Source organism: Bradyrhizobium sp. RD5-C2 (assembly GCF_019972155.1).
Lineage (GTDB): Bacteria > Pseudomonadota > Alphaproteobacteria > Rhizobiales > Xanthobacteraceae > Bradyrhizobium.
In genome coordinates, this window is sequence record NZ_BOVL01000012.1 from 487,805 (window position 1) to 506,006 (window position 18,202).

General features: G+C 59.1%; 13 protein-coding genes and 2 pseudogenes. 8 read left to right on the forward strand and 7 right to left on the reverse strand.

Annotated elements, in window-relative coordinates; genetic code table 11:
- Positions 1-289: 289 nt before the first annotated feature.
- Together BraRD5C2_RS39800 and BraRD5C2_RS39805 are read right to left on the reverse strand one after the other, a co-directional pair.
- Positions 290-898, reverse strand: coding sequence for a sensor histidine kinase (locus BraRD5C2_RS39800; protein WP_463671635.1), 609 nt, complete (start codon positions 896-898; stop codon positions 290-292).
- Positions 899-922: 24 nt separating this feature from the next.
- Positions 923-2,086: pseudogene (locus BraRD5C2_RS39805) on the reverse strand (PAS domain-containing protein); the annotation flags it as partial.
- Between the two features lie 685 nt (positions 2,087-2,771).
- Here BraRD5C2_RS39805 and BraRD5C2_RS16675 point away from each other — a divergent pair.
- The 3 genes from BraRD5C2_RS16675 to BraRD5C2_RS16685 are packed head-to-tail and all read left to right on the forward strand — an operon-like array spanning position 2,772 to position 6,128.
- Positions 2,772-3,236 (forward strand): (2Fe-2S)-binding protein, encoded by a 465-nt coding sequence (locus BraRD5C2_RS16675; RefSeq protein WP_223969786.1) that lies wholly within the window; start codon positions 2,772-2,774, stop codon positions 3,234-3,236.
- 1 nt (position 3,237) lies between these two features.
- Entirely contained in the window at positions 3,238-5,487 is a 2,250-nt protein-coding gene (locus BraRD5C2_RS16680; RefSeq protein WP_223969787.1) for a xanthine dehydrogenase family protein molybdopterin-binding subunit, read from the forward strand.
- Positions 5,488-5,495: 8 nt separating this feature from the next.
- Positions 5,496-6,128, forward strand: coding sequence for a hypothetical protein (locus BraRD5C2_RS16685; RefSeq protein ID WP_223969788.1), 633 nt, complete (start codon positions 5,496-5,498; stop codon positions 6,126-6,128).
- A 212-nt stretch (positions 6,129-6,340) separates the two neighbouring features.
- Here BraRD5C2_RS16685 and BraRD5C2_RS16690 read toward each other — a convergent pair whose 3' ends face one another.
- The 3 genes from BraRD5C2_RS16690 to BraRD5C2_RS16705 form a co-directional block, all read right to left on the reverse strand.
- Positions 6,341-6,538, reverse strand: coding sequence for a hypothetical protein (locus tag BraRD5C2_RS16690; RefSeq protein ID WP_223969789.1), 198 nt, complete (start codon positions 6,536-6,538; stop codon positions 6,341-6,343).
- Positions 6,539-8,210: 1,672 nt separating this feature from the next.
- Positions 8,211-8,381 carry a hypothetical protein gene (locus BraRD5C2_RS16700; protein ID WP_223969790.1) on the reverse strand — a complete coding sequence of 57 codons (171 nt, stop codon included), beginning with the start codon at positions 8,379-8,381 and terminating at the stop codon, positions 8,211-8,213.
- Positions 8,382-8,851: 470 nt separating this feature from the next.
- Positions 8,852-9,268, reverse strand: coding sequence for a hypothetical protein (locus BraRD5C2_RS16705; protein ID WP_223969791.1), 417 nt, complete (start codon positions 9,266-9,268; stop codon positions 8,852-8,854).
- A gap of 89 nt (positions 9,269-9,357) precedes the next feature.
- Between BraRD5C2_RS16705 and BraRD5C2_RS16710 the strand changes: the two genes are divergently transcribed.
- Positions 9,358-9,555, forward strand: coding sequence for a hypothetical protein (locus BraRD5C2_RS16710; RefSeq protein ID WP_223969792.1), 198 nt, complete (start codon positions 9,358-9,360; stop codon positions 9,553-9,555).
- A gap of 122 nt (positions 9,556-9,677) precedes the next feature.
- Here BraRD5C2_RS16710 and BraRD5C2_RS16715 read toward each other — a convergent pair whose 3' ends face one another.
- Positions 9,678-9,989: a hypothetical protein gene (locus BraRD5C2_RS16715; RefSeq protein WP_223969793.1), complete on the reverse strand. Its 312-nt coding sequence runs from the start codon at positions 9,987-9,989 to the stop codon at positions 9,678-9,680.
- Positions 9,990-11,150: 1,161 nt separating this feature from the next.
- On the opposite strand from BraRD5C2_RS16715, the pseudogene BraRD5C2_RS16720 reads away from it, so the two are divergent.
- Both BraRD5C2_RS16720 and BraRD5C2_RS16725 read left to right on the forward strand, forming a co-directional pair.
- Positions 11,151-11,789 (forward strand): annotated as a pseudogene (locus BraRD5C2_RS16720) (ATP-dependent DNA ligase); the annotation flags it as partial.
- A gap of 1,705 nt (positions 11,790-13,494) precedes the next feature.
- On the forward strand, positions 13,495-13,680 hold the full coding sequence (locus BraRD5C2_RS16725) for a hypothetical protein (RefSeq protein WP_223969794.1): 186 nt from the start codon (positions 13,495-13,497) through the stop codon (positions 13,678-13,680).
- A gap of 1,176 nt (positions 13,681-14,856) precedes the next feature.
- Here BraRD5C2_RS16725 and BraRD5C2_RS16730 read toward each other — a convergent pair.
- Complete coding sequence (locus BraRD5C2_RS16730; RefSeq protein ID WP_223969795.1) at positions 14,857-15,192, reverse strand: hypothetical protein; 336 nt, start codon at positions 15,190-15,192, stop codon at positions 14,857-14,859.
- 351 nt (positions 15,193-15,543) lie between these two features.
- On the opposite strand from BraRD5C2_RS16730, the gene BraRD5C2_RS16735 reads away from it, so the two are divergent.
- Both BraRD5C2_RS16735 and BraRD5C2_RS16740 read left to right on the forward strand, forming a co-directional pair.
- Positions 15,544-15,705, forward strand: a complete 162-nt coding sequence (locus BraRD5C2_RS16735; protein WP_223969796.1) for a response regulator — start codon at positions 15,544-15,546, stop codon at positions 15,703-15,705.
- A 516-nt stretch (positions 15,706-16,221) separates the two neighbouring features.
- Positions 16,222-18,202, forward strand: a 1,981-nt coding sequence (locus BraRD5C2_RS16740) for an Ig-like domain-containing protein (protein WP_223969797.1), incomplete at its 3' end; no start/stop codon positions are given.

Genomic DNA, 18,202 nt, shown 5'->3' on the forward strand with positions numbered 1-18,202 from the left:
GCGTGGCGCACCAAGGGCCGGACCCATGGGACCGCACATAGTGACGGTGGGCGCAGCCGAACACGATGTCGGTGGCTTCGGCTGCCCTGATCCAGTGGATAGTGTCAGATGCACCGGTCTTCGACTTGTTTAACCCACGGAGTGGTTGCGAGGGCAATGTCGCTAGCGGAACCAGCCAAAACCGGATGGCCAAACGCTCCTGTTTGAATCCACCGCAAGGCACCGTCGTAGCTGACAGCATCTCGCCCGGGACGCGCGAGCACTGAACCTGCTCACCGGCGTGGAAAGATTACCGGCGGTCACTGTTCGCGTTTGCGTTGCTATCCTGACTACCATCGAGAGGCACGGCAATTCGACAAAGCAGTCCCCCAGGGTCAAACTGCACGCTCACCTCTCCATCAAGATCATGAGCCAGTGTCCGTTCAAGCAGGGTGGATCCAAAGCCTCGGCGCGTCGGCCGTGAGACGGCGGGGCCGCCGCTTTCCCGCCAAACAATGCGAAGCTGTGGCCGTGCATCACTCGTCCAGTTCCATTCAACTCGGACAAGCCCCGCCTCGTTGGAGAGTGCTCCGTACTTCGTTGCATTTGTACGAAGCTCGTGCAACGCCATCGCAATCGAAACTGCTTGTTTAGGGGTCAGCAGAACCCTTGGTCCATCGAGCGATATCCGATCCGCATTTACTCCCCTGGCATCGAGTGTCGCTTCCGTGAGATCGGCCAACGAAGCGTTTTCCCAGTTCGATTTCGTAAGCAAATCATGCGCGCGCCCAAGCGCAATCAACCTCCCCTCGAATGCATGCCGGGCTTCGACCGGATCAGCGTTATTTCTGAATGTCTGGTGTGCGATGGCCTGAACAATCGCAAGCGTGTTCTTGACGCGGTGGTTAAGCTCGTCCACCAGTAGCTCGCGCGCTCTCTCCGCCTCATCGCGCTCGGTAACATCGACGTTTGCTCCAATCATCCCAACGAATTCGCCCGAAGCCGAGAACCGTGGATGAGCGCTCGTATCGAGTATGCGATAGTGGCCGCTCGCAGCAAGGTAACGCGCCTTCAGAGCGAACCCGCTACGTTCTTCGAGAGCAAGGGAAACTCTGCCGACCACGTTGGGACGATCCTCTGGGTGCAGTGTATTGCTCCAATCAAATCCTTGCGCTTCCTGGTCGGAAACATCCCAGAATTCTCGCAGCATCTGGTTGAGATGGACACACCTTCCATCGGAATCGCTCATCCAGATCATCACCGGCGCGCTGTCGAGCATAAGTCGAAATCGCTCCTCGGACGCGCGAAGCTCAATTTCGGCTTGCTTTTCTGAGGTGATGTCGTGTGCCACGCCGATAAAGCCGACATGCTGACCGCGTTCATCGTACCTGGGCTGAGAAACCGCCTTGATCCATCTCCAATCCGTACCAGCTCGCAGGATTCTGATTTCGATCGCGAACCGGTTCCTAGATAAGACAGGGTTCGCCGGCACAAGTGTCCTAAGCTGCTCAGCCTTCAGGATCCGCGCAGCATCTTCTGGGTGCACCCGAGAGCGCCAATCGAATCTCAACGCCTCCTCGTAGGTTAACTCAAAGAATTCCGTATACGCCTGATTGACGAATGAGCGCTCGCCATCGAGTTTGGTGACCCACATCGGAATCGGCGCGCTGTTGGCTATGGTTCGAAACCGCTCCTCGCTCTCTCGCAAAGCCTGTTCTGCAAATTTAGCGTCAGTCACGTCGAAATGCGCGCCGATCAAGCGGAGCGGTCGACCGGTCGCGTCACGGTCGATTTGAGCCGCGACGCGGACCCAGCGTGTCTGGCCGTCGCTGGGCCGGACGATGCGATACTCGGCCGAGTAATCCGAGGCCCGACCAGCCAGTGCTTCGAGAAATTGGCCTTCGGCGCGAGTTCGATCCGCGGGATGAATTCGCGCCACCCAATCCTGGTGCGACTCGTTCGTCGCCGTCGGCGGCAAGCCGTGGATCTTCAAATATTCGGGCGACCTACGATTCTGAAAGCCATCTCGGAGGTCAACCTCAACGCCACCGACGCCGGCGATCCGGTGGATGAGCGCCAGCTCCGCTTCGCGCGCTTGCAATTGCCGGAGCAGTCGATGAACGTCTGGTCCGGCGTCCTGTTTCAAAGCACTCAATTATGTTTCTCTGGTCAAATGATTTTACAGGGTAACCGGTTGGCGACATAAAACCTAACAGAACGCCGCGGGGGATCGCTAGTTCCTAGGCGCGACTGGGGCGCCATGATGAAAAGCCCGCCAGGCGGCCGCCTCCGGACGCACCGACGCTGGATGGGTCGGCACCACCGACCATCCCCGTTATGAAGAATGGCGGCTTGCGACGTTGCTGCTCCTCCCATCCGGTAAGTGAGACTCGAGCTGCGTCCAAAGGCCGATTGGTGCGCCAGGGGAGGGGATCGAGCGGCGATCCGTTCAGATATAACCCAAACGACAACCTCGGTAGGTTGTTCGCGCGAGGGGAACTCGAGCGAGTAAGAGTTTGCAGTAGCTTCGCCTCCGGCTCGCGAAGAGAAAGCTCAGCATAGTGGTGAGCGGCCTCACGGCCTAAGCCGACGGCGAGGTAAGTTGCGCCTCCCATTGCACGGTCCGCAACCGGTCTCCCCTGAGCGTACAATTTGTCCAGCGCCTCAAGTTGCCGATGCGCGACGCGATGGCGCAGGACTGCCTAATCACTACGCTTGGCAGTGTGGCAAGCCTCAGTTACCGTCCTATTTTCGCCTGACCGTAAGTCAAGGCTACAACCTGCGAGGACAACATGATCGAGCTCACGATCAATGGGACCAAGCACCAAGTCGACGTGGTCCCCGAGATGCCTTTGCTGTGGGTACTGCGCGACGAACTCGGGATCACAAGCCCCAAATACGGCTGCGGAGTTGCGCAATGCGGCGCTTGCACCGTCCAGATTGACGGAATGGCGGTCCGATCCTGTCAGGCGCATATTGGCGAGATTGCAGGCAAGTCGGTCGTCACCCTCGAAGGGTTGGAAAAGCGAGACCAACACCCAGTTCTGCAGGCTTGGATCGAACATCAGGTTCCACAGTGCGGGTACTGCCAGACCGGCCAGATCATGCAGGCCATCTCGCTTCTCGATCTGATCGCGCAGCCGACCGACGAAGATATCAACGAGGTGATGTCCGGCAATCTATGCCGTTGCGGAACTTATCCGCGCATTCGGGCGGCAATCCACGCGGCAGCCGCGAAGAAGATGGCGGAGAAGTGAGATGGGCCGCCAGAATCTTTCGCGCCGCGCATTCGTTTTCGGCTCGGCTGCCGTAGCCGGCGGCGTAGCTTTCGGCTCATACGCCGAAGCCGCGCAAACCGCGACTGCCAGCGACAATCCATTGACTGCCGATCTCGGGCCGAACTCCGTAACCTTCAATCCTTGGGTCGAAATTAGCCCGGAGAAAATCACGCTTATCGCGCAACACGCCGACATCGGCCAAGGCGTTGGCTCAGTGCAGCCGATCATGATCGCCGAAGAGATGGACCTCGATCCCGGCCAGTTCGAGATCCGGTTCGCCGGCCCCAGTCCCGCCTACTTCAACACGGGTTTTGCAGACGAGTTCGCGCCGTTCGTGGCCGCGGACCAAAGCCCGGCCGCCGAAGAGGCGCGCGCTGCCACGCTCGAGTATCTCAGAAAAACCGGTCTGCAAATGACTGGCGGCTCGAGTACGATTCCGGACACTTACCAAAAGCTGCGGGTCGCCGGCGCGGTCGCGCGCGAGACACTGAAGGCCGCCGCAGCCAAGCGTGCGGGTGTTGCCATCGCCGACCTTCGGACCCAATCCGGCCATGTCGTCCTGCCGGACGGAAAGAAGATTGCCTATCTCGAACTCGCGGCAGATGCCGCGAAGATAGCGCCCGTGCTCGATGCAAAGCCGCGCGATCCGTCACAATGGCGGTTGCTGGGCAAGCCCATGACACGTCTCGATGTTCGCTCGAAGGTTATGGGCGAACTAAAGTTCGGCATCGATATGAGGATGGACGGCATGCTCTATGCCTCCGTCAAGCTGAACCCCAACAAGGGGCAGCCGCTGAAATCATATGACGCAAGCAAGGCGCGCACGATGCCGGGGGTCAAGAAGATCCTCGAAATCAGGAATGGCGTTGCGGTGGTTGCCACCAACAGCTGGTATGCGATGAAGGCGGTCGCCGCGATCGATTGCGAATGGGCGCCCTCGGCATACCCCTCCGAGCAGGCCGACCATTGGAAAGTGCTGGAAACGTCGTTCAAGCCCGAATTCCTCGGCAAGGAGTGGCGCAAGATCGGCGATATTGAGGCCGGGCTAAAGACCGGCACGCCCGTCGAGGCCGAATATCGCGCACCCTATCTGGCGCATCAACCGCTTGAGCCTCTCAACGGAATCGGACACGTCACCGACAAGGGGATGGAGATCTGGGTCGGTCATCAGAGCCCGCAATTCGTGCAGAATATCGCGGCGGCTGCGATCGGCCTGAAGCCGGAACAGGTCACCTTCCACAATCAATGGACGGGCGGAAGCTTCGGGCACCGTCTCGAGTATGAGAACGTTCGCGTCCTGGCGGAGATCGCAAACCAGATGCGCGGCACGCCGATCAAACTCGTCTTCTCGCGCGAGGAGGATTTTCTCCAGGACATTCCGCGGCAGATTGCAATCGCCAGGCACAGGGGCAGCGTTGACAACGGCAAGATTGTTGCCGTCGATCTGCAACTGGCCTCGACGACTCCGCTCAAGGGACTGCTCGAGCGCTCGGGCATCCCATCGAAGGATCCCGACGGGCAGTTGGCCGCGGGTCTGTGGAACGTATATTACGACATCCCCAACTTCCGTGGCACGAGCTATGAGGCGCAAGGATTGTCGCCGAGCACCACATGGCGATCGGTCGGTGCTTCAACAGCGGGCTTCTTCACCGAGAGCTTCATCGACGAGCTGATCCACGCCGCGGGCCTCGATCCCATGAAGGCGCGCATCGCGATGTGCAATGTGCCGACCTACCGGAAGGTGCTGGAGACGGTCGCGGAGATGTCAGATTGGAAGGGACCGCTCGGGAACGGCCGAGGCCGCGGCGTCGCGTTTGTCGAGGCTTTCGGCACGCCGACTGCGGAAGTAGTCGAAGTGACGAAGACGGACAGGGGCATCAGGATCGACAAGGTCTGGGTCGCCGTCGATGTCGGCAAGGTCGTCGATCCCGTCAATTTCGAGAATCAGGTGCAAGGCGGCGTTATCTGGGGGCTCGGCCATGCAATCAATTGCGAGCTCACGTACGCGAAGGGCGCAGTGCAGCAGACCAATTACAATCACCACGAAGCGATGCGGATTTACCAATGTCCTGTAATCGAAGTGCGCGGACTTGAGAACGATCCTAAAGTGAGGGGCGTCGGAGAGCCGCCGGTTCCGCCGGCCGCTCCTGCGCTCGCGAACGCGATCTTCGCAGCGACCGGGCAGCGCATCCGCGAAATGCCCTTCAACAAGTTCATCGATTTCGTGTGAGGCGGGCTATGAAGAGGTCTCTGATCATGCTCGCTCTTGCCGCTTCGACAACTGCCGTCCTGACCGGGATTGTTGCGGCCAAGGACGAAACCAACAAGGATGTCTTGCCGCCTGGCAGCGTCAGCCGCACCGAGGGGTTGGAGGCCTGGAAACGCATTGAGGCTGTTGTGACACATCCGCGATGTGCGAACTGTCACGTCGATGCCAGGGCCATTCCGATCTGGACGCCAGCAGGTGAATCCAAGCCTCGCGTGCATGGCATGAACATCCACGGGGGCGACAGTCGCATCGGCGCCGAGAAGATCGCCTGCTCGACCTGTCACATGACATCGACCCAGGCCAACGAGCCGGCACCGTCGCCGCCACGTGCCGGCATCGACTGGCAACTCGCACCCGTCGAATTCATCTGGTTCGGCAAGAGTGGCGCCGAGATTTGCGCGCAACTAAAGGACCCCAAGCGCAACGGCGGTCGCGACGCCGTTGGTTTGCTCGAGCATCTCAGGCACGATGCATCGCTGAACGGCTTCATCCCGCGCGGATGGGCGCCTGGGGCGGGTCGTACGACGCCGCCGGGGACGTTTGAGGATCACGTCAAGGATGTGGCCATGTGGGGCGCAGCCGGACAACCGTGCCCGGATTGACCTCTATCGTCGTCATCGGATTGTGGGCCTTGGCGCGGGTCCGTTCGACTGCCGGACCTTGAGTCTCGAGCCCCCAAGGAATCGGCCGCCCACTTGGGCATCCTGTTCGCATTCTCGAAAGCAAAATTGAACATCGAACCGACCTCTACGACATCGCAGACCCATCATGGCGTCCCATCCCAACGTGGAGACGAAATGCCAGGGGCTCTGGCTCATCCCGAATTTGCGGGCGGCTTCTGAACGGTTCTGAGCAACTGTTGCGCGGCCTCGGCGTTCGTCGCGCAACGCGCGAGCCAGCGAGCCACGAGAAAATCCACCCGCGCGGCAAATCGCAGCCGAGCCGCCGCCAACACAAGCCTCGCGTCTAACCTTGGATCGGATAGTTTCTTGAGGTCGTTACGGGCGTTCATCTTGCCCTCCTGCCGTTTCGGCGGAGGGAGTAGCCCGGCGCCGACGATTACACGCTTGCTTTGCCGATCAGCTTCGCTTCGAGCTGAAAATTCACACTCCGTGTCATCACGGACACGCACGACCAATCGGCCCGCTGAATAAGCGCCCGGACGCTGGCGGCAGTCTCTGCGATGTGCGTGCGAGCGTTGCGCATGACGGTCCTAAAGAGTGCAGGCAATTCTTACCTACGACGAACGTGACGATGTAAACGCAGAGAAAATTCGACGCGTCAAATGGTTTCGTCGATGAGGCGCGTAATTTGTTACGTGCTCTCCGCCGCAAATGCGCAAGTCAGGATGTCTGCTGCCATCAAGGATACCGCCACCGCCGCAAATGCGCAGGTTCGGAGTTGCTGCACAATCTAAGGTCGACCGCAGATAGTGCGACACATCTTGGCACGGTCGTCGTGTCGTTATGCGATGATGCAACCTTTCATCAAATTGCATTCTCGCTTCTCTCTTCGGGGTCGTGGGGCGAATGGGGTTCCCTTCACCTCGTTTGGTATTAATCGCGGCAGCCTTGGTCCGCGCGACTCCTTGCCGCATGCATGCGCGGCTCTGCTGAAGTCGACACTCCAATCGATCAGCAAGTCACGTCGATTTGATGCTGCGCACGAGATGCACAGGAACCACTTCCGGAGGTTGCATTTGGTTAGATGCGAGAAAGCGGGAGCTTGCAGCCCTTGGCATTCAGTCAGGCCAAGGCGCCCAAACGTGACAAGCAAACCAAATCCAGGGAGCAAGCCATGACGAGTCTAAGAGTTCTTGGCGCGGCTGTGATAGTGGCATCCGCAGTTTCGAGCCCCGCATCGGCGCAAGCCGTTTTCTCCAACCCGGCCGCCTGTGCATCTCAATTTGCCAGTGCCAATTGCCTCAATAGAGGAGCCGGTAGCCCGTACGACAGCACGAGAGGCTATTATCATCGGCGAACCGCCTATCGCGAACCCGTGGGACCGGTGGGTGTCGCCGCCGGCGTGGCCGGCGCTGCCGTCGGAACGGCCGCAGCGATCGCGACCGCTCCCTTCAGCGGCTGGCGTAATTCCTACGCCGCATATAGCTCCTACGATCAACCCGGTGCCTACGGCGACTACTATGCGTGGAACGGCGACTGGAACACTTACGCGTCGCACAATGGCATTGTCTGCAGGCCTGGTACCATTTTCAAGGGGGCCGACGGACTCCCACATCTCTGCCAATAGACAAACTGCCAGCACGCTAATCTTCGCAGGCGGTCGCAAGGGCCGCCTGCTCGTTGTCCTGGTCCAGTTCGCTCCTCGCGGCTGGGACGCTCTGTACCGATCGGCACCTCTGGCGCCCTGCTGTACCGCGAGCATCCTCGCTGTGTGACTCCGCTCTATGTTTCTTCTCTATGTTTCGTCGAGGCTTTGGACCAGCTTCGCGGAACCGCGGGAGATCGCCAGAGTAAACGACTGCGAAGAGAATCTCGCCGTACGACTGGAACGAGCCGATCGAGTAACTGGCACTTTCAGGAAAGGGAAAGCTCGATTCCTGGGCGACCAGGCACGCGGTGCCGGCGGCATTCAATTTTGGAGCGCCCTGAGGGCTCTGCCTTCTCAACAACCACTGCAGTTGACGATCTCCGAAACCCCACCGCAACGCGCTTGGCAGGCAGTCACGATCGCTGTATCGGCGACCCCGCCGCCGGAAGATCAGCGCGATCTCGTTCGATGCGTCGCTCGTAGTGGGCCGCCAGTTGCAACAGCCGCAGCTTGATGAGGGGATCGGCCTGTTCAGCTAGCGCACGAACGGTCCGCGCTCTTTCCTTGCAAAACTCGTCGTCCATAGCATCCCGCCAAATCACCGCGGGATACTGCCAGTCAAACCGTCGGGCTGACTGTGATGTAGGTTACATTGTTGTCGTGCTTTCCCCGCAATTCACCGCGTCGTGATAGTCGGCTCGGTAACAAATGCAACGCCAACCCATGTGCCTTTTCGCCAAACGACGTTGCACGCGTAGGTCTTGCTAGGCGGAACGATAAGCGTGAATTGGTCAGGAAGGGGCGACGGCGGATCATCCACCTTCAGCGCCGCGCCGTTCTCTGTGATGTTGCCAATGACACAACACGGTGACAGGCCACCGACCCTGATCAACGCATTGTCCAACGATAGATTACGCACAGACTTTTCGTCTGTCAGGAAGACCTATCATCTCCGAGCCCATCAATAACTAATGCAAATTAGACCGATGCTGCGCGAGAAGGATTGCGTTTCTGCTAACGATCGTAGTGCTGGGCTAAAGCTGGCGACGCGGCTTCACGCCGTCTGTCGATTTGACCGGCCTTTGCCGCGGCGACGCCGCGTTCGTTGACGACGATTTCGAGGAGGATCAGGCAATCTCGTCGAATCCGTCGCCTCCAGTGCGGCGGCCTCGGTCGTTGGCGGATCGTCCACTGACCGAAGCGGCGACCTTCGAACGGCGACGGCGGTTTCGAGCGCAGCGAGGAATAGCCGCCCCTGCTCCGTGATCTCCCAACCCGCATCATCGCGCACCACGAACTTGGCCGAGAAGATATTCAGGTCCGGCGCATGCTCGGCCAACCGCTTCATGCGATCGGTCCAGTCTCTGCCGCTATTCATCAAGATTGCAACGGCGTGCCGTAAGTCGGCAACAGAGGCTCGTCCGGCGGACTGGCCGGCCAGCACTTTCAAGACGGTCAGTTGGAAGGACACTTCCACGTCTCCGGTCTGGCTGGCCGTGGAGTATGCGTGAGATTGGTTAACCGCCGGTCAAAGAATTCAGTGCGCAACGAGCCTTACGAATGAAGGCCGAACGTGATTGCCGATACTTGGATAAGGAGACGATCGCGACGACAGCCGCGGTCATCGTCTTTCCGCCCGCTGCGTTTCTGGTCGGCGGAGACAAGCAAACCGCGTCCGAGATCGCTCAGATGAAGGCAAATGGTTGCAATCGAACAAGTCTCGATCGCCAAGAAGTGCAACATCCATTTTCAGAATAAGCGACGCCCGGACGGACTTAACGAGCCTGTTAAAAGGATGCGAAGCGCCTTGACCAATCCGTGGTGATCGTCGCCTCCGCCCGCGAGGCGTAACGGCTTCACCCGGCGCTGCATTGGCGCGATCATTGGGAATGCACCAGCGTCGATACACCAAATGGTCCGGCCGCTCGTTCCCAACTGGCAGCCCTGCGGAATGGCTCGCTGACGGCCATGCTACCTGCAACATCCGGTGCCACGGAGGGCGCGATCGGATGGTGGATGTTCGTCTGGATGCCCTTGCGCAGCAATTCCCCGATGGGCCCACGGGGGCTCTGCTTCGTGAATTGATTAGGGATGTTGAGTCGCAGATCGCCGAGCATAACGCTTTCAGCCCTTTGGCCGTCTCTCTCACGCTGGAGGATTGCAATTTCCAGTTTGAGTGCCAGCGCCGCCAAGTCTTATACCGCTTGGTCGCGCCGTGCGCTTGAGCCGCCGGAGCGGGCCGCCCCGGCACTTTGAGGCAACTCTCCTGCCATTTATGTTAGCTCCCGTTGACTGCAGTTCCGAATTAACTTGGAACCGCCAGATCGCGGGCGTATTAACGATTTGTCACCGCAACCCCCGTGGCAACTATCGGTGATGAGAACGCCCGGTTAGCGCTCCCGCCCCAAAAAACGGGAAGTGCTTCATGATCCAGCAGCCCCCTTTCGACCCCTATTCAGTGGCAGCGCGGCCTGTCTTGGCGTAGCGATTTTTAGCGCGACCGTACTCGTCACGGTGGTGAGCGCTTGCGTCTTGTAGCGGGGGCATTTCATGGAAGGCCTGAAGCTGAGAGGACAAGTTATGAGGACCGCGTTGCTCTCGGTGACCACGCTGGTTGCCGTGTCGTCTCTGGCTATCGCGGAAAATAGGCCTTCGGCTCCCAAGACGAATGACCTGGTTGATCCCACGACACCAACGTTACGGACTAATGCCCCCGGCGGCAGACTGCACTATGATGTGCCTTGCCGAGTGTCGTCGGCGGGTACGTGCACGACAGAACCACCGCTATATCCGCCACGTAGGCCAAGACCCTAAGCGGCGGCGCAGGACGGGCGATAAACAGCCCACCCGATCGGCTGGCTGAATCGTCCCCACCAAACCAGCGACCCTCGGCACCTGAGGAGTCCACAGCACCGAGGATCGCTACTCCCGGAGGGCTTGGGGGCAGAGGCCGGGAGCTAAACGGCCGACGTTCCGCGTTCTAGTTCGTTCCTTCCGATGAGCATTACATTTGGAGTGGGTTCGTGGGAGATCAGAAAGAGCAGTTGTACATCGTCAGCGTGCTAAACCGAGCTGCCTTCCAAGGAAAAGGCAGCATCATCATGCTAGAATTGGCGGACGAAGATACCGCGATGAGGTGAGGGTGGCTCAAAGGATCGCTTCCGAAACCGGACGTTGCGTCACGGTGCGTGACGAAGATATGCAGATCATCGGCACGATATCAGCGGCCACGGCGCATTGAGATGCAGCGGAGTCGTCGCCGCTTTGGATGGCGGCAACTGAGGTCGCCGGCTCCGCCGTCTGCCGCGGTGGAACGATTGTGACTATGCCAGTTTGAATGGGTTTATTGTTTTGTGGAGTGCTGCTGTGGCGTTTCAGCGAAAGAAGCCCGATCCTTTCCCGGCTTCATCTCGCCGGCCCTGGCGTCGCCGATCGAGAAGGTGCTGAGCAGCACGCACTGGATCCACGAGATCAAGTTCGACGGTTATCGCGTCCAGACCCACCTCGCCAATGAAGAGGTGAAGATTTATACCCGGCGCGGCAACGACTGAACCAAGCGCTTCAAGAAGGTCGCCGAGGATACCTGGCACATCTCCGCTGCCTCAGCAATTCTCGACGGCGAAATCGTCGTTCCGTCACCCGACGGGACGACCGATTTCTCGGTGCTGCAGAACGAGCTGCGCGGCAAATCCACCAAGATCGTCATGGTTGCCTTCGATCTGCTCTATCTCAATGGCCGCGATGTGCGGAAATTGCCGCTGAGGGAACGCAAGGCCTTGCTGAAAAAGCTCATCGCCGGCAGGAACATCCAATTCAGCGAAAGCTTAGAAGTCGACGGCCCCGAGATGTTTACCCACGCCTGCAAGCTCGGCTACGAGAGCGTCATCTCGAAGGTGGCTGACAGCGCTTACCCGACTGGCGCCCGCAGCCGCGACTGGGTCAAGAAGACCTGCTCCCAGCGCGAGACTCTGACCATCGCCGGGTTTGGCCTCCCCCTCGGAATAACGCTTCTCAGCGTCGACCGCCGACCAGGAAAAGGCCTTCCAACGAGCGAAGCAGGTCTTGGTCTCATCAACTGTCAGCTTTGCAGCTTCCTTGAGCGTGGCTCCAAGCGCCCAGGCGGCGCTGCCCCTCCTCCGGCCATCAGCACCGAGCTCGGATTGAAGCCGGCCGAGATCAGCGCCCGGGCGGCGTCTACGAATGGCTGTCTGCTCAGGCACAGACCTGTTCCATCGGCTAACTCAGCTCGGTAGCGGCCGTGACTGCTTACTTGCACCAAGTAGATGTTAATCTCTTGGCATGAACTGGCTGGTGAGCCAGCATCCGAAAATTCACTTAGATCGTAGTTGTCCTCCTTAGGCTTGTGAGCCAGGTTAAGTGATTGATTTGGGTCGGTGTGGCCGTTCTGCCGGGATCGCCACAACTTGTGCCGATGAAATAAGGGTTTCTTGCAGTTTCGGCTTCGTTCTAGCGTCCGTTTTCGTCTTGCAAGACGTTGCAAGCCAATACCCGTAAAATCAACACATTACCGACGCCTACAAATCACTCCACGCAACACGGGCACAACACGGCGGTTTGGGTTTTGTTCTAAAAATGAAAATGTCGGTCCGGATTTTGGCGGTGGGAATAATCGGCTATGCCGGTATGGGTGCGGTTGCGGCGCTCGCGAGAGATCCGGCGCCGACCCCAAGCGTCGAGTATCCAGTAGCGGAGCGCGCTAAGAAGGCCGATCGGCTTTCGCTCGTTCCAGAGCAGCCGACGGTCAGTGCCACATCGAGCGCCCCCGCGATGCAGCCAGCGCCGATCGCATCGGTATCGCCGCCACCTGCCCCGCAAACGAAAAGCATCTCGGCGCCCCCCGTCGCGCCTGTCGTCGCTCCACATCGGCATGAAGCGACCGGTCGGAGTTTGAAAAAGAGCAAGCGGCTCGCCGGCAGCACGCAATCTCAGGCCGTCCAGCCCGAAAAACCGACCCGCACCGTCGACTGCAGCGGAGGCGGATTGGATAGTCTTCTGCGATCGATGCGGCTCAAGCCAGGCTGCTTGTGAAGCGTTTATGAAAAGCATCCGGCTCGCCGGAAAACGATATCCATTGTCCGCCGGCCGCGTGAGGCCGTTAGCAAATCAGCAAGCAGGCCGGCGCAGGCTTCCCTGAGGGACGGGACTGATTTTGAACGTCTTGGCGGTTCCGTTTCGGAGGAGCCGGCACCTTCCCCATAGCCTACCGGCTCCTCTTTCTTAGTCCTGTGTGGGTCAGGCAACAGTCATTTGCCCACGCACTTGCTAAGTTAATGGCACTAGGCCCAGCGCTGGAAAACATGACGCCGCCGGGACAATGTATTTTGAGCCCGGCGGCGTTACTTTTTTGATCAGATCCAGGCAGGCACCTGCCCCAGTCAAGCAGACGATCTGGACGGGGCTTCTCGAGCAGCTGCGACCAGCACGGCATCAACCGTTATACGGGCTGCCCCACAAGCATCCCACAAATTAGAACGACCCTGGCGCGTGCGGCACGCCAGGGTCGCATTCCAAATCTCCCGCAGTCGGGGGGGCTGTGACACGGGAGCAATAGATGACTCCCATAGTTGCCACTTGTTCCCGCGCGGCCGGTGCCGACGAAACCATTTTCCCGAAGCCGCGAAGCTATCTCGAAACAAAACCGGCCTAGCCTTTCCTAGTCCAGAAGGAGCAACGGCCATGACGAACTCGGTGTGGACTGGCAAGGTACGCATGCTGGTGGTCGTAAATTTGCTGGCTGGCGCTGCGGTGCTGTTGGCGATGGCCGCCCCTCACTCTGTCTCAAGCAATACACTCGGTGGTGAGTGGCAATGCAGCAAGGCTGGATTTGTCTTCACAACCTGCCGTCAGATCCCGCCCGTCTGAACGTCTCAACTATGGCATAGGCCCTGCAATCTAAGCTGTGCTGGGGATTTAAGTGTCCCAGTTTAGGAAGAAAACGCCGCCGGGCGTGTATTTGTGAAACCGGCGGCGTCTTTTCTTGGGACCGTCTTAGATCCAGGCAGTCGCCCACTCGGGCAAACGATCCACGGGAAGCGGCTTGTCAAGCAGGCCGGCCACCAGCACGCCGAGGACCACGCCTTCGACGCAGCTTTCGGTGAACTCGACATTCTCGCCGTCTTGACCCGCATACCCTCGCTGGTAGTGGGACGCAGCGTGATTATGCGAGCTTCAAACGCGTCTTCCGCCGCCGTGTCGTCAGCACCGATCTCGTGAAGCCGGAGGGCCTCCTCGCTAGCGGCATCACGGATTCCTCGCTATTTCGACGAACTGGCGTCCGAGGTCGATCAGCTCAGCGTCCGGGTTTGCCAATGGTACGGTTGCCACGGCTGGAGCCGCTGCAGCGCCCGCAATCATGCTCAGCCTGAACCTTCGGGTTAAAGGCTTCATGCTAACCCTCCCTGCCAGCAGTCCTCGGTCCCGACCTGCTCGAGTAGGCCTTCGCGATCGCCAATACCTAACTCGGCGGGGTCTAGCTCCAGATCGCGGCGAACCGCCCGCGGCCCAGCGCTCCTGGCTCTGGTCGTGGTCCAGGCTGCCAATGGATGGCTCGCTGTCGGCGTCGTCCTGCTCAGCGTCCTCGACGATGACCGCCTCTCCACGAGGGCGCTGCCGCGTGGCGTTCTCCTGGTCAAACATACGATCGAAGCTGCCAAGGTCGAACTCCCGATCGTCCCCGCCTCCGCCTTTACCTGCGCCGGGAAAGGTTTCTTGGAAACCGAGAGACGGCTCGTCATCGTCATCTGGCTCCCCGCTCCGCCTGGACGTATTCATCACTCTGGTCGAGGAATCGAGCAGCCGCTGGATCTCGGCGGATGCCTCGGCCCGCTTCCCTTTCTGACACGAATTTGGCGAGGATTTGTATTGGCTATTTGGGCTCGGCTTCGTCGCCAACTAAGACGGCCTTAACAACGCTATGCCGCCCGTTTGAAAATCTTACGGGCGGCATAGCCTTCCAGCCGAGAGGGTACTAACAAAATCCCGGTCATATTGGGTACGGACGCAGCTACGAAAGGTTCCAGGCCGCCAACTGAGGCGGCCTTAACTCTCATCGTCGCGCTTCTGCTGATCGCGCTTTTCCTGCTGCAAGTCACTCGTCAATCGGTCCATACGCTCAGAGGTCGCCAAGTCCTCGGCTCGCTTGGACATGCGCTGGGATTCGTTGATCTGCCGGTTCAGGGCGTGCACTTCGCTGGATAGAAGGTGCTGATGCCGCAAGATGACGACTAGGCGAGCGCCGCTCCAAAGCTCTACGTCGTGGCCCTCAACGAGACTTCCAGCTTTGCCAGAGGCTTCGTCGTCATCGGCGCAAATAAGCTCTTCAAACCCGATGAAGTGGCCATCACGGCCGACGATGAATGCGCGATATTCCGGCACAAAAACGCTCGCCAGGGATCAGGCGGGAGCGCAAAACTCTCAGCCACTGATGAATGCCGCGACGCCCTAGAGGTCAATCGCTCGCCTACCGTGAGCCCTAATGTTCATGCTACACGATATCCGCGTTGTCACTCGGAAACAGATAATCTCGCCTTGATCTGCTAGCTCAGGCGGGAAGCTGAGCCCCGCGATTTCCGCTTCGCGCTTGCCAGCTGACGTTAGCACTCCTGACAAGTGAGGAGTTTCGGCTCGTCGCGTTTTCGTCTCACCTGGCGCGGTGAATTACTCTGTCCGACATCTCGAAAGCGAAGACTCTGGCCTTGTATCATGATCGACGTTAGAGATTTATAAATGATTGCCTTGACCAACGAGCGGCCGATGTGTCCGGCGCGCAAGCACCGGATGGCCTTGGCGCGCATCTCGCCTGGCGAGCGCGAGCTCGAGGAACGCACGTTCGAGTGCTCGACCTGCGTGCGGACCGAAATGCTCTCGATGTCTTTAGACCCGATGTAGAGTGACGCGGCCGGCTGGCTGGCCAGCGAATTGAAGCCGCCCAACTGAGATTGCTGCAGGTCGCCGCCAGAGGCCTTACTGGTCACTCGTCCACCCAGCCGTTGTAGCTCGGCTCTTCAGCCCTCCTCTGCACCGCAAGAGCACCCCGCACGAGGCGCCGGCTCCCGAGGTAACCCAAAAGAGCGAGGACAATTCCGATGTTTCGCCATAAGTTGATTGAAACACTTGCTTTTACAGTAAGAGCTACAACGTCCAGCAAGCCAAGGTCCGCAACGGAGGAAAGCCGGATTGGTTAGTGGTTCCGAGATCCAAAACTCCGTCCAGTATCTTGAAGCCGATTGGCTCAAAATACGACGGCCATAGACCAAGCTTGATCTAGCGTCGTTCGCAAGCGTGAGCGATGGCAGATCAGTTGATCAAGCATCTGTCGGTTCTTGCCGTCACCGTTTCGCTTTTGAATAAGGCGCCATTCCCTTAGCTGGTACCGGGTTCATCTTCACTCTGAGGACCAATCAGATGAATGAAACAGTGACCTATCTAGGAAGCGGTCTTGTCTTCAACAACACGTATGGCGCAGGGGTAACTCCAGCCTATCGCTCGGCGATTATCACTGCCGAGAACTACTTTCAGAGCCACTTCAACAATTCAGTCGTGCTCAACATGAGTTTCGACTTAACGCCGCTAGACGTAAAATTCGCGGGACAAAATAACTACAATCCAGTTCACGTCGATTTCTTCACACTGGTAAGCGCGCTTCGCGCAAAGGCGACGAGTCCGGATGACGTTGCCGCGGCGAATTATCTTGGGCTCAAGACGGATCCAAGTCATGGCGCTGGATTCGATGTCTCGGTCGGCATGGCCAGGATATTGGGCCTCGCTTCAGCCGGCACCGGCATCGATGACGCGATTGTCCTGAACAGTAACCTCTACTGGAGCTATGGCAGCGATACAGTCGGGGTGCTGGAGCACGAAATCTCGGAAGGCGCCATGGGGCGCATCGGTGGACTGGGCATCCAGAATGATGCCTGGGGACCGATGGATTTGTTTCGATCGACGTTACAGATCGGCGCAACCATCCCCGCTTATTTCACTTTTGGAGGGGCGGTCTTCACAGACTACGAATTCCACAACGTATCGAACGGTCAGGATTTCGGAGATTGGGACCATACCGTCGGTGATGCGTTCGGGCCGTACAATGCGGGCATTCCGGCCTCTCTCTCTGATGTCGATCTGCAAATCATGGACCTCCTGGGTTGGACGCGGTTCTATGCGCCGACGCCCACAGGCCTCGCGCTGTCGCCAGCTACGGATAGCGGGATAAAAGGCGACGGCAATACGAACCAGGCGAAACAGGTGATCACCGGCACAGGCGAGGCGGGCGATACGGTCATCCTGAGTGATTCCTGGAGCGGCCCGGTGGTGACCGGAGGAGGACCAGCACCTTCCACGGCAATCGGAAGCGCGGTCGTCGATTCAAGCGGAACCTGGTCGATCAGCGTCAGCTTGCCCGTCGGAGGCGTTCATACATTGACCGCCACCGAGAGCGACGCGCTTCACGGCGGAAGCCTGCCCTCCTCGCCTTTCTTGGTGAGTGTAGTTCAGGCAGCTCCGCTGCCTACGTTGACTAACCTGGCGCTTTTTGCAGCTTCCGATACCGGGGTCGTAGGAGACAACGCAACATATGTGACCACGCCGGTTATTGTAGGTAATGGCGGCAGCTTCGGGCAAATAGTCACTCTTTATGACAATGGAGTGGCTGTGGGCACCGGAACGGTTGGATTCGTGAGTACCTGGTCGGTGACGTCCGGACCGTTATCGATCGGCACGCACAAATTGACCGCATCCGTGGACGATGGAGCAGGAGATGTAAGTGCTCCATCGGCTTCTTTGACTGTAAGCATAGTGCCTTCGCCAGCCCCCGTCGTTACGCCGATGAATGCGGATTTGTCGGCGACCCATCACCAGAGCTTTACGGCATCCAGTCTCTTCAGCGCAAGCGATCCAAACGGCGATGCGATTACCACATATGCTTTTTGGGATATCGGCACCGGGGGAGCCCACTTCCTGCTCAGTGGCGTGGCGCAGGGAACGAACCAGGAAATCGACGTGACTGCCGCCCAGCTCTCGCAGGTTAGCTACCAGTCAGGGTCTGGCGTTGACACACTTTGGGTGCGAGCGAACGATGGGACACAATGGGGGTCCTGGTCTCCGAGCTTCAACATAACGGCGCCGACTGATCACAGTCCGAACGTTGGCGCCCCGGACTTCGCTGCGAGCCACAATCAGAACATTGCTATCTCAACCCTGTTCTCAGTCAGCGACGCCGACGGCGACAGCATGACCGCCTACCTCTTCTGGGATTCGACTACCGATCCGGCCAGCGGCCATTTCGTTGTTGGCGGCGTCGTCCAAGGTACGAACCAGAACATCGACATCACGGCCGCACAGCTCGCCGGCACCACGTTCCAGAGTGGTTCGGGTTCGGATGATGTTTGGG

Excerpts from the sequence above, each read along its gene's own strand:
- BraRD5C2_RS16675 (WP_223969786.1), top strand. The coding sequence starts at position 2,772 with ATGATCGAGCTCACGATCAATGGGACCAAGCACCAAGTCGACGTGGTC.
- BraRD5C2_RS16680 (WP_223969787.1), top strand. The coding sequence starts at position 3,238 with ATGGGCCGCCAGAATCTTTCGCGCCGCGCATTCGTTTTCGGCTCGGCT.
- BraRD5C2_RS16685 (WP_223969788.1), top strand. The coding sequence starts at position 5,496 with ATGAAGAGGTCTCTGATCATGCTCGCTCTTGCCGCTTCGACAACTGCC.
- BraRD5C2_RS16690 (WP_223969789.1), bottom strand. The coding sequence starts at position 6,538 with ATGAACGCCCGTAACGACCTCAAGAAACTATCCGATCCAAGGTTAGAC.
- BraRD5C2_RS16700 (WP_223969790.1), bottom strand. The coding sequence starts at position 8,381 with ATGGACGACGAGTTTTGCAAGGAAAGAGCGCGGACCGTTCGTGCGCTA.
- BraRD5C2_RS16710 (WP_223969792.1), top strand. The coding sequence starts at position 9,358 with ATGAAGGCCGAACGTGATTGCCGATACTTGGATAAGGAGACGATCGCG.
- BraRD5C2_RS16725 (WP_223969794.1), top strand. The coding sequence starts at position 13,495 with ATGACGAACTCGGTGTGGACTGGCAAGGTACGCATGCTGGTGGTCGTA.
- BraRD5C2_RS16735 (WP_223969796.1), top strand. The coding sequence starts at position 15,544 with ATGATTGCCTTGACCAACGAGCGGCCGATGTGTCCGGCGCGCAAGCAC.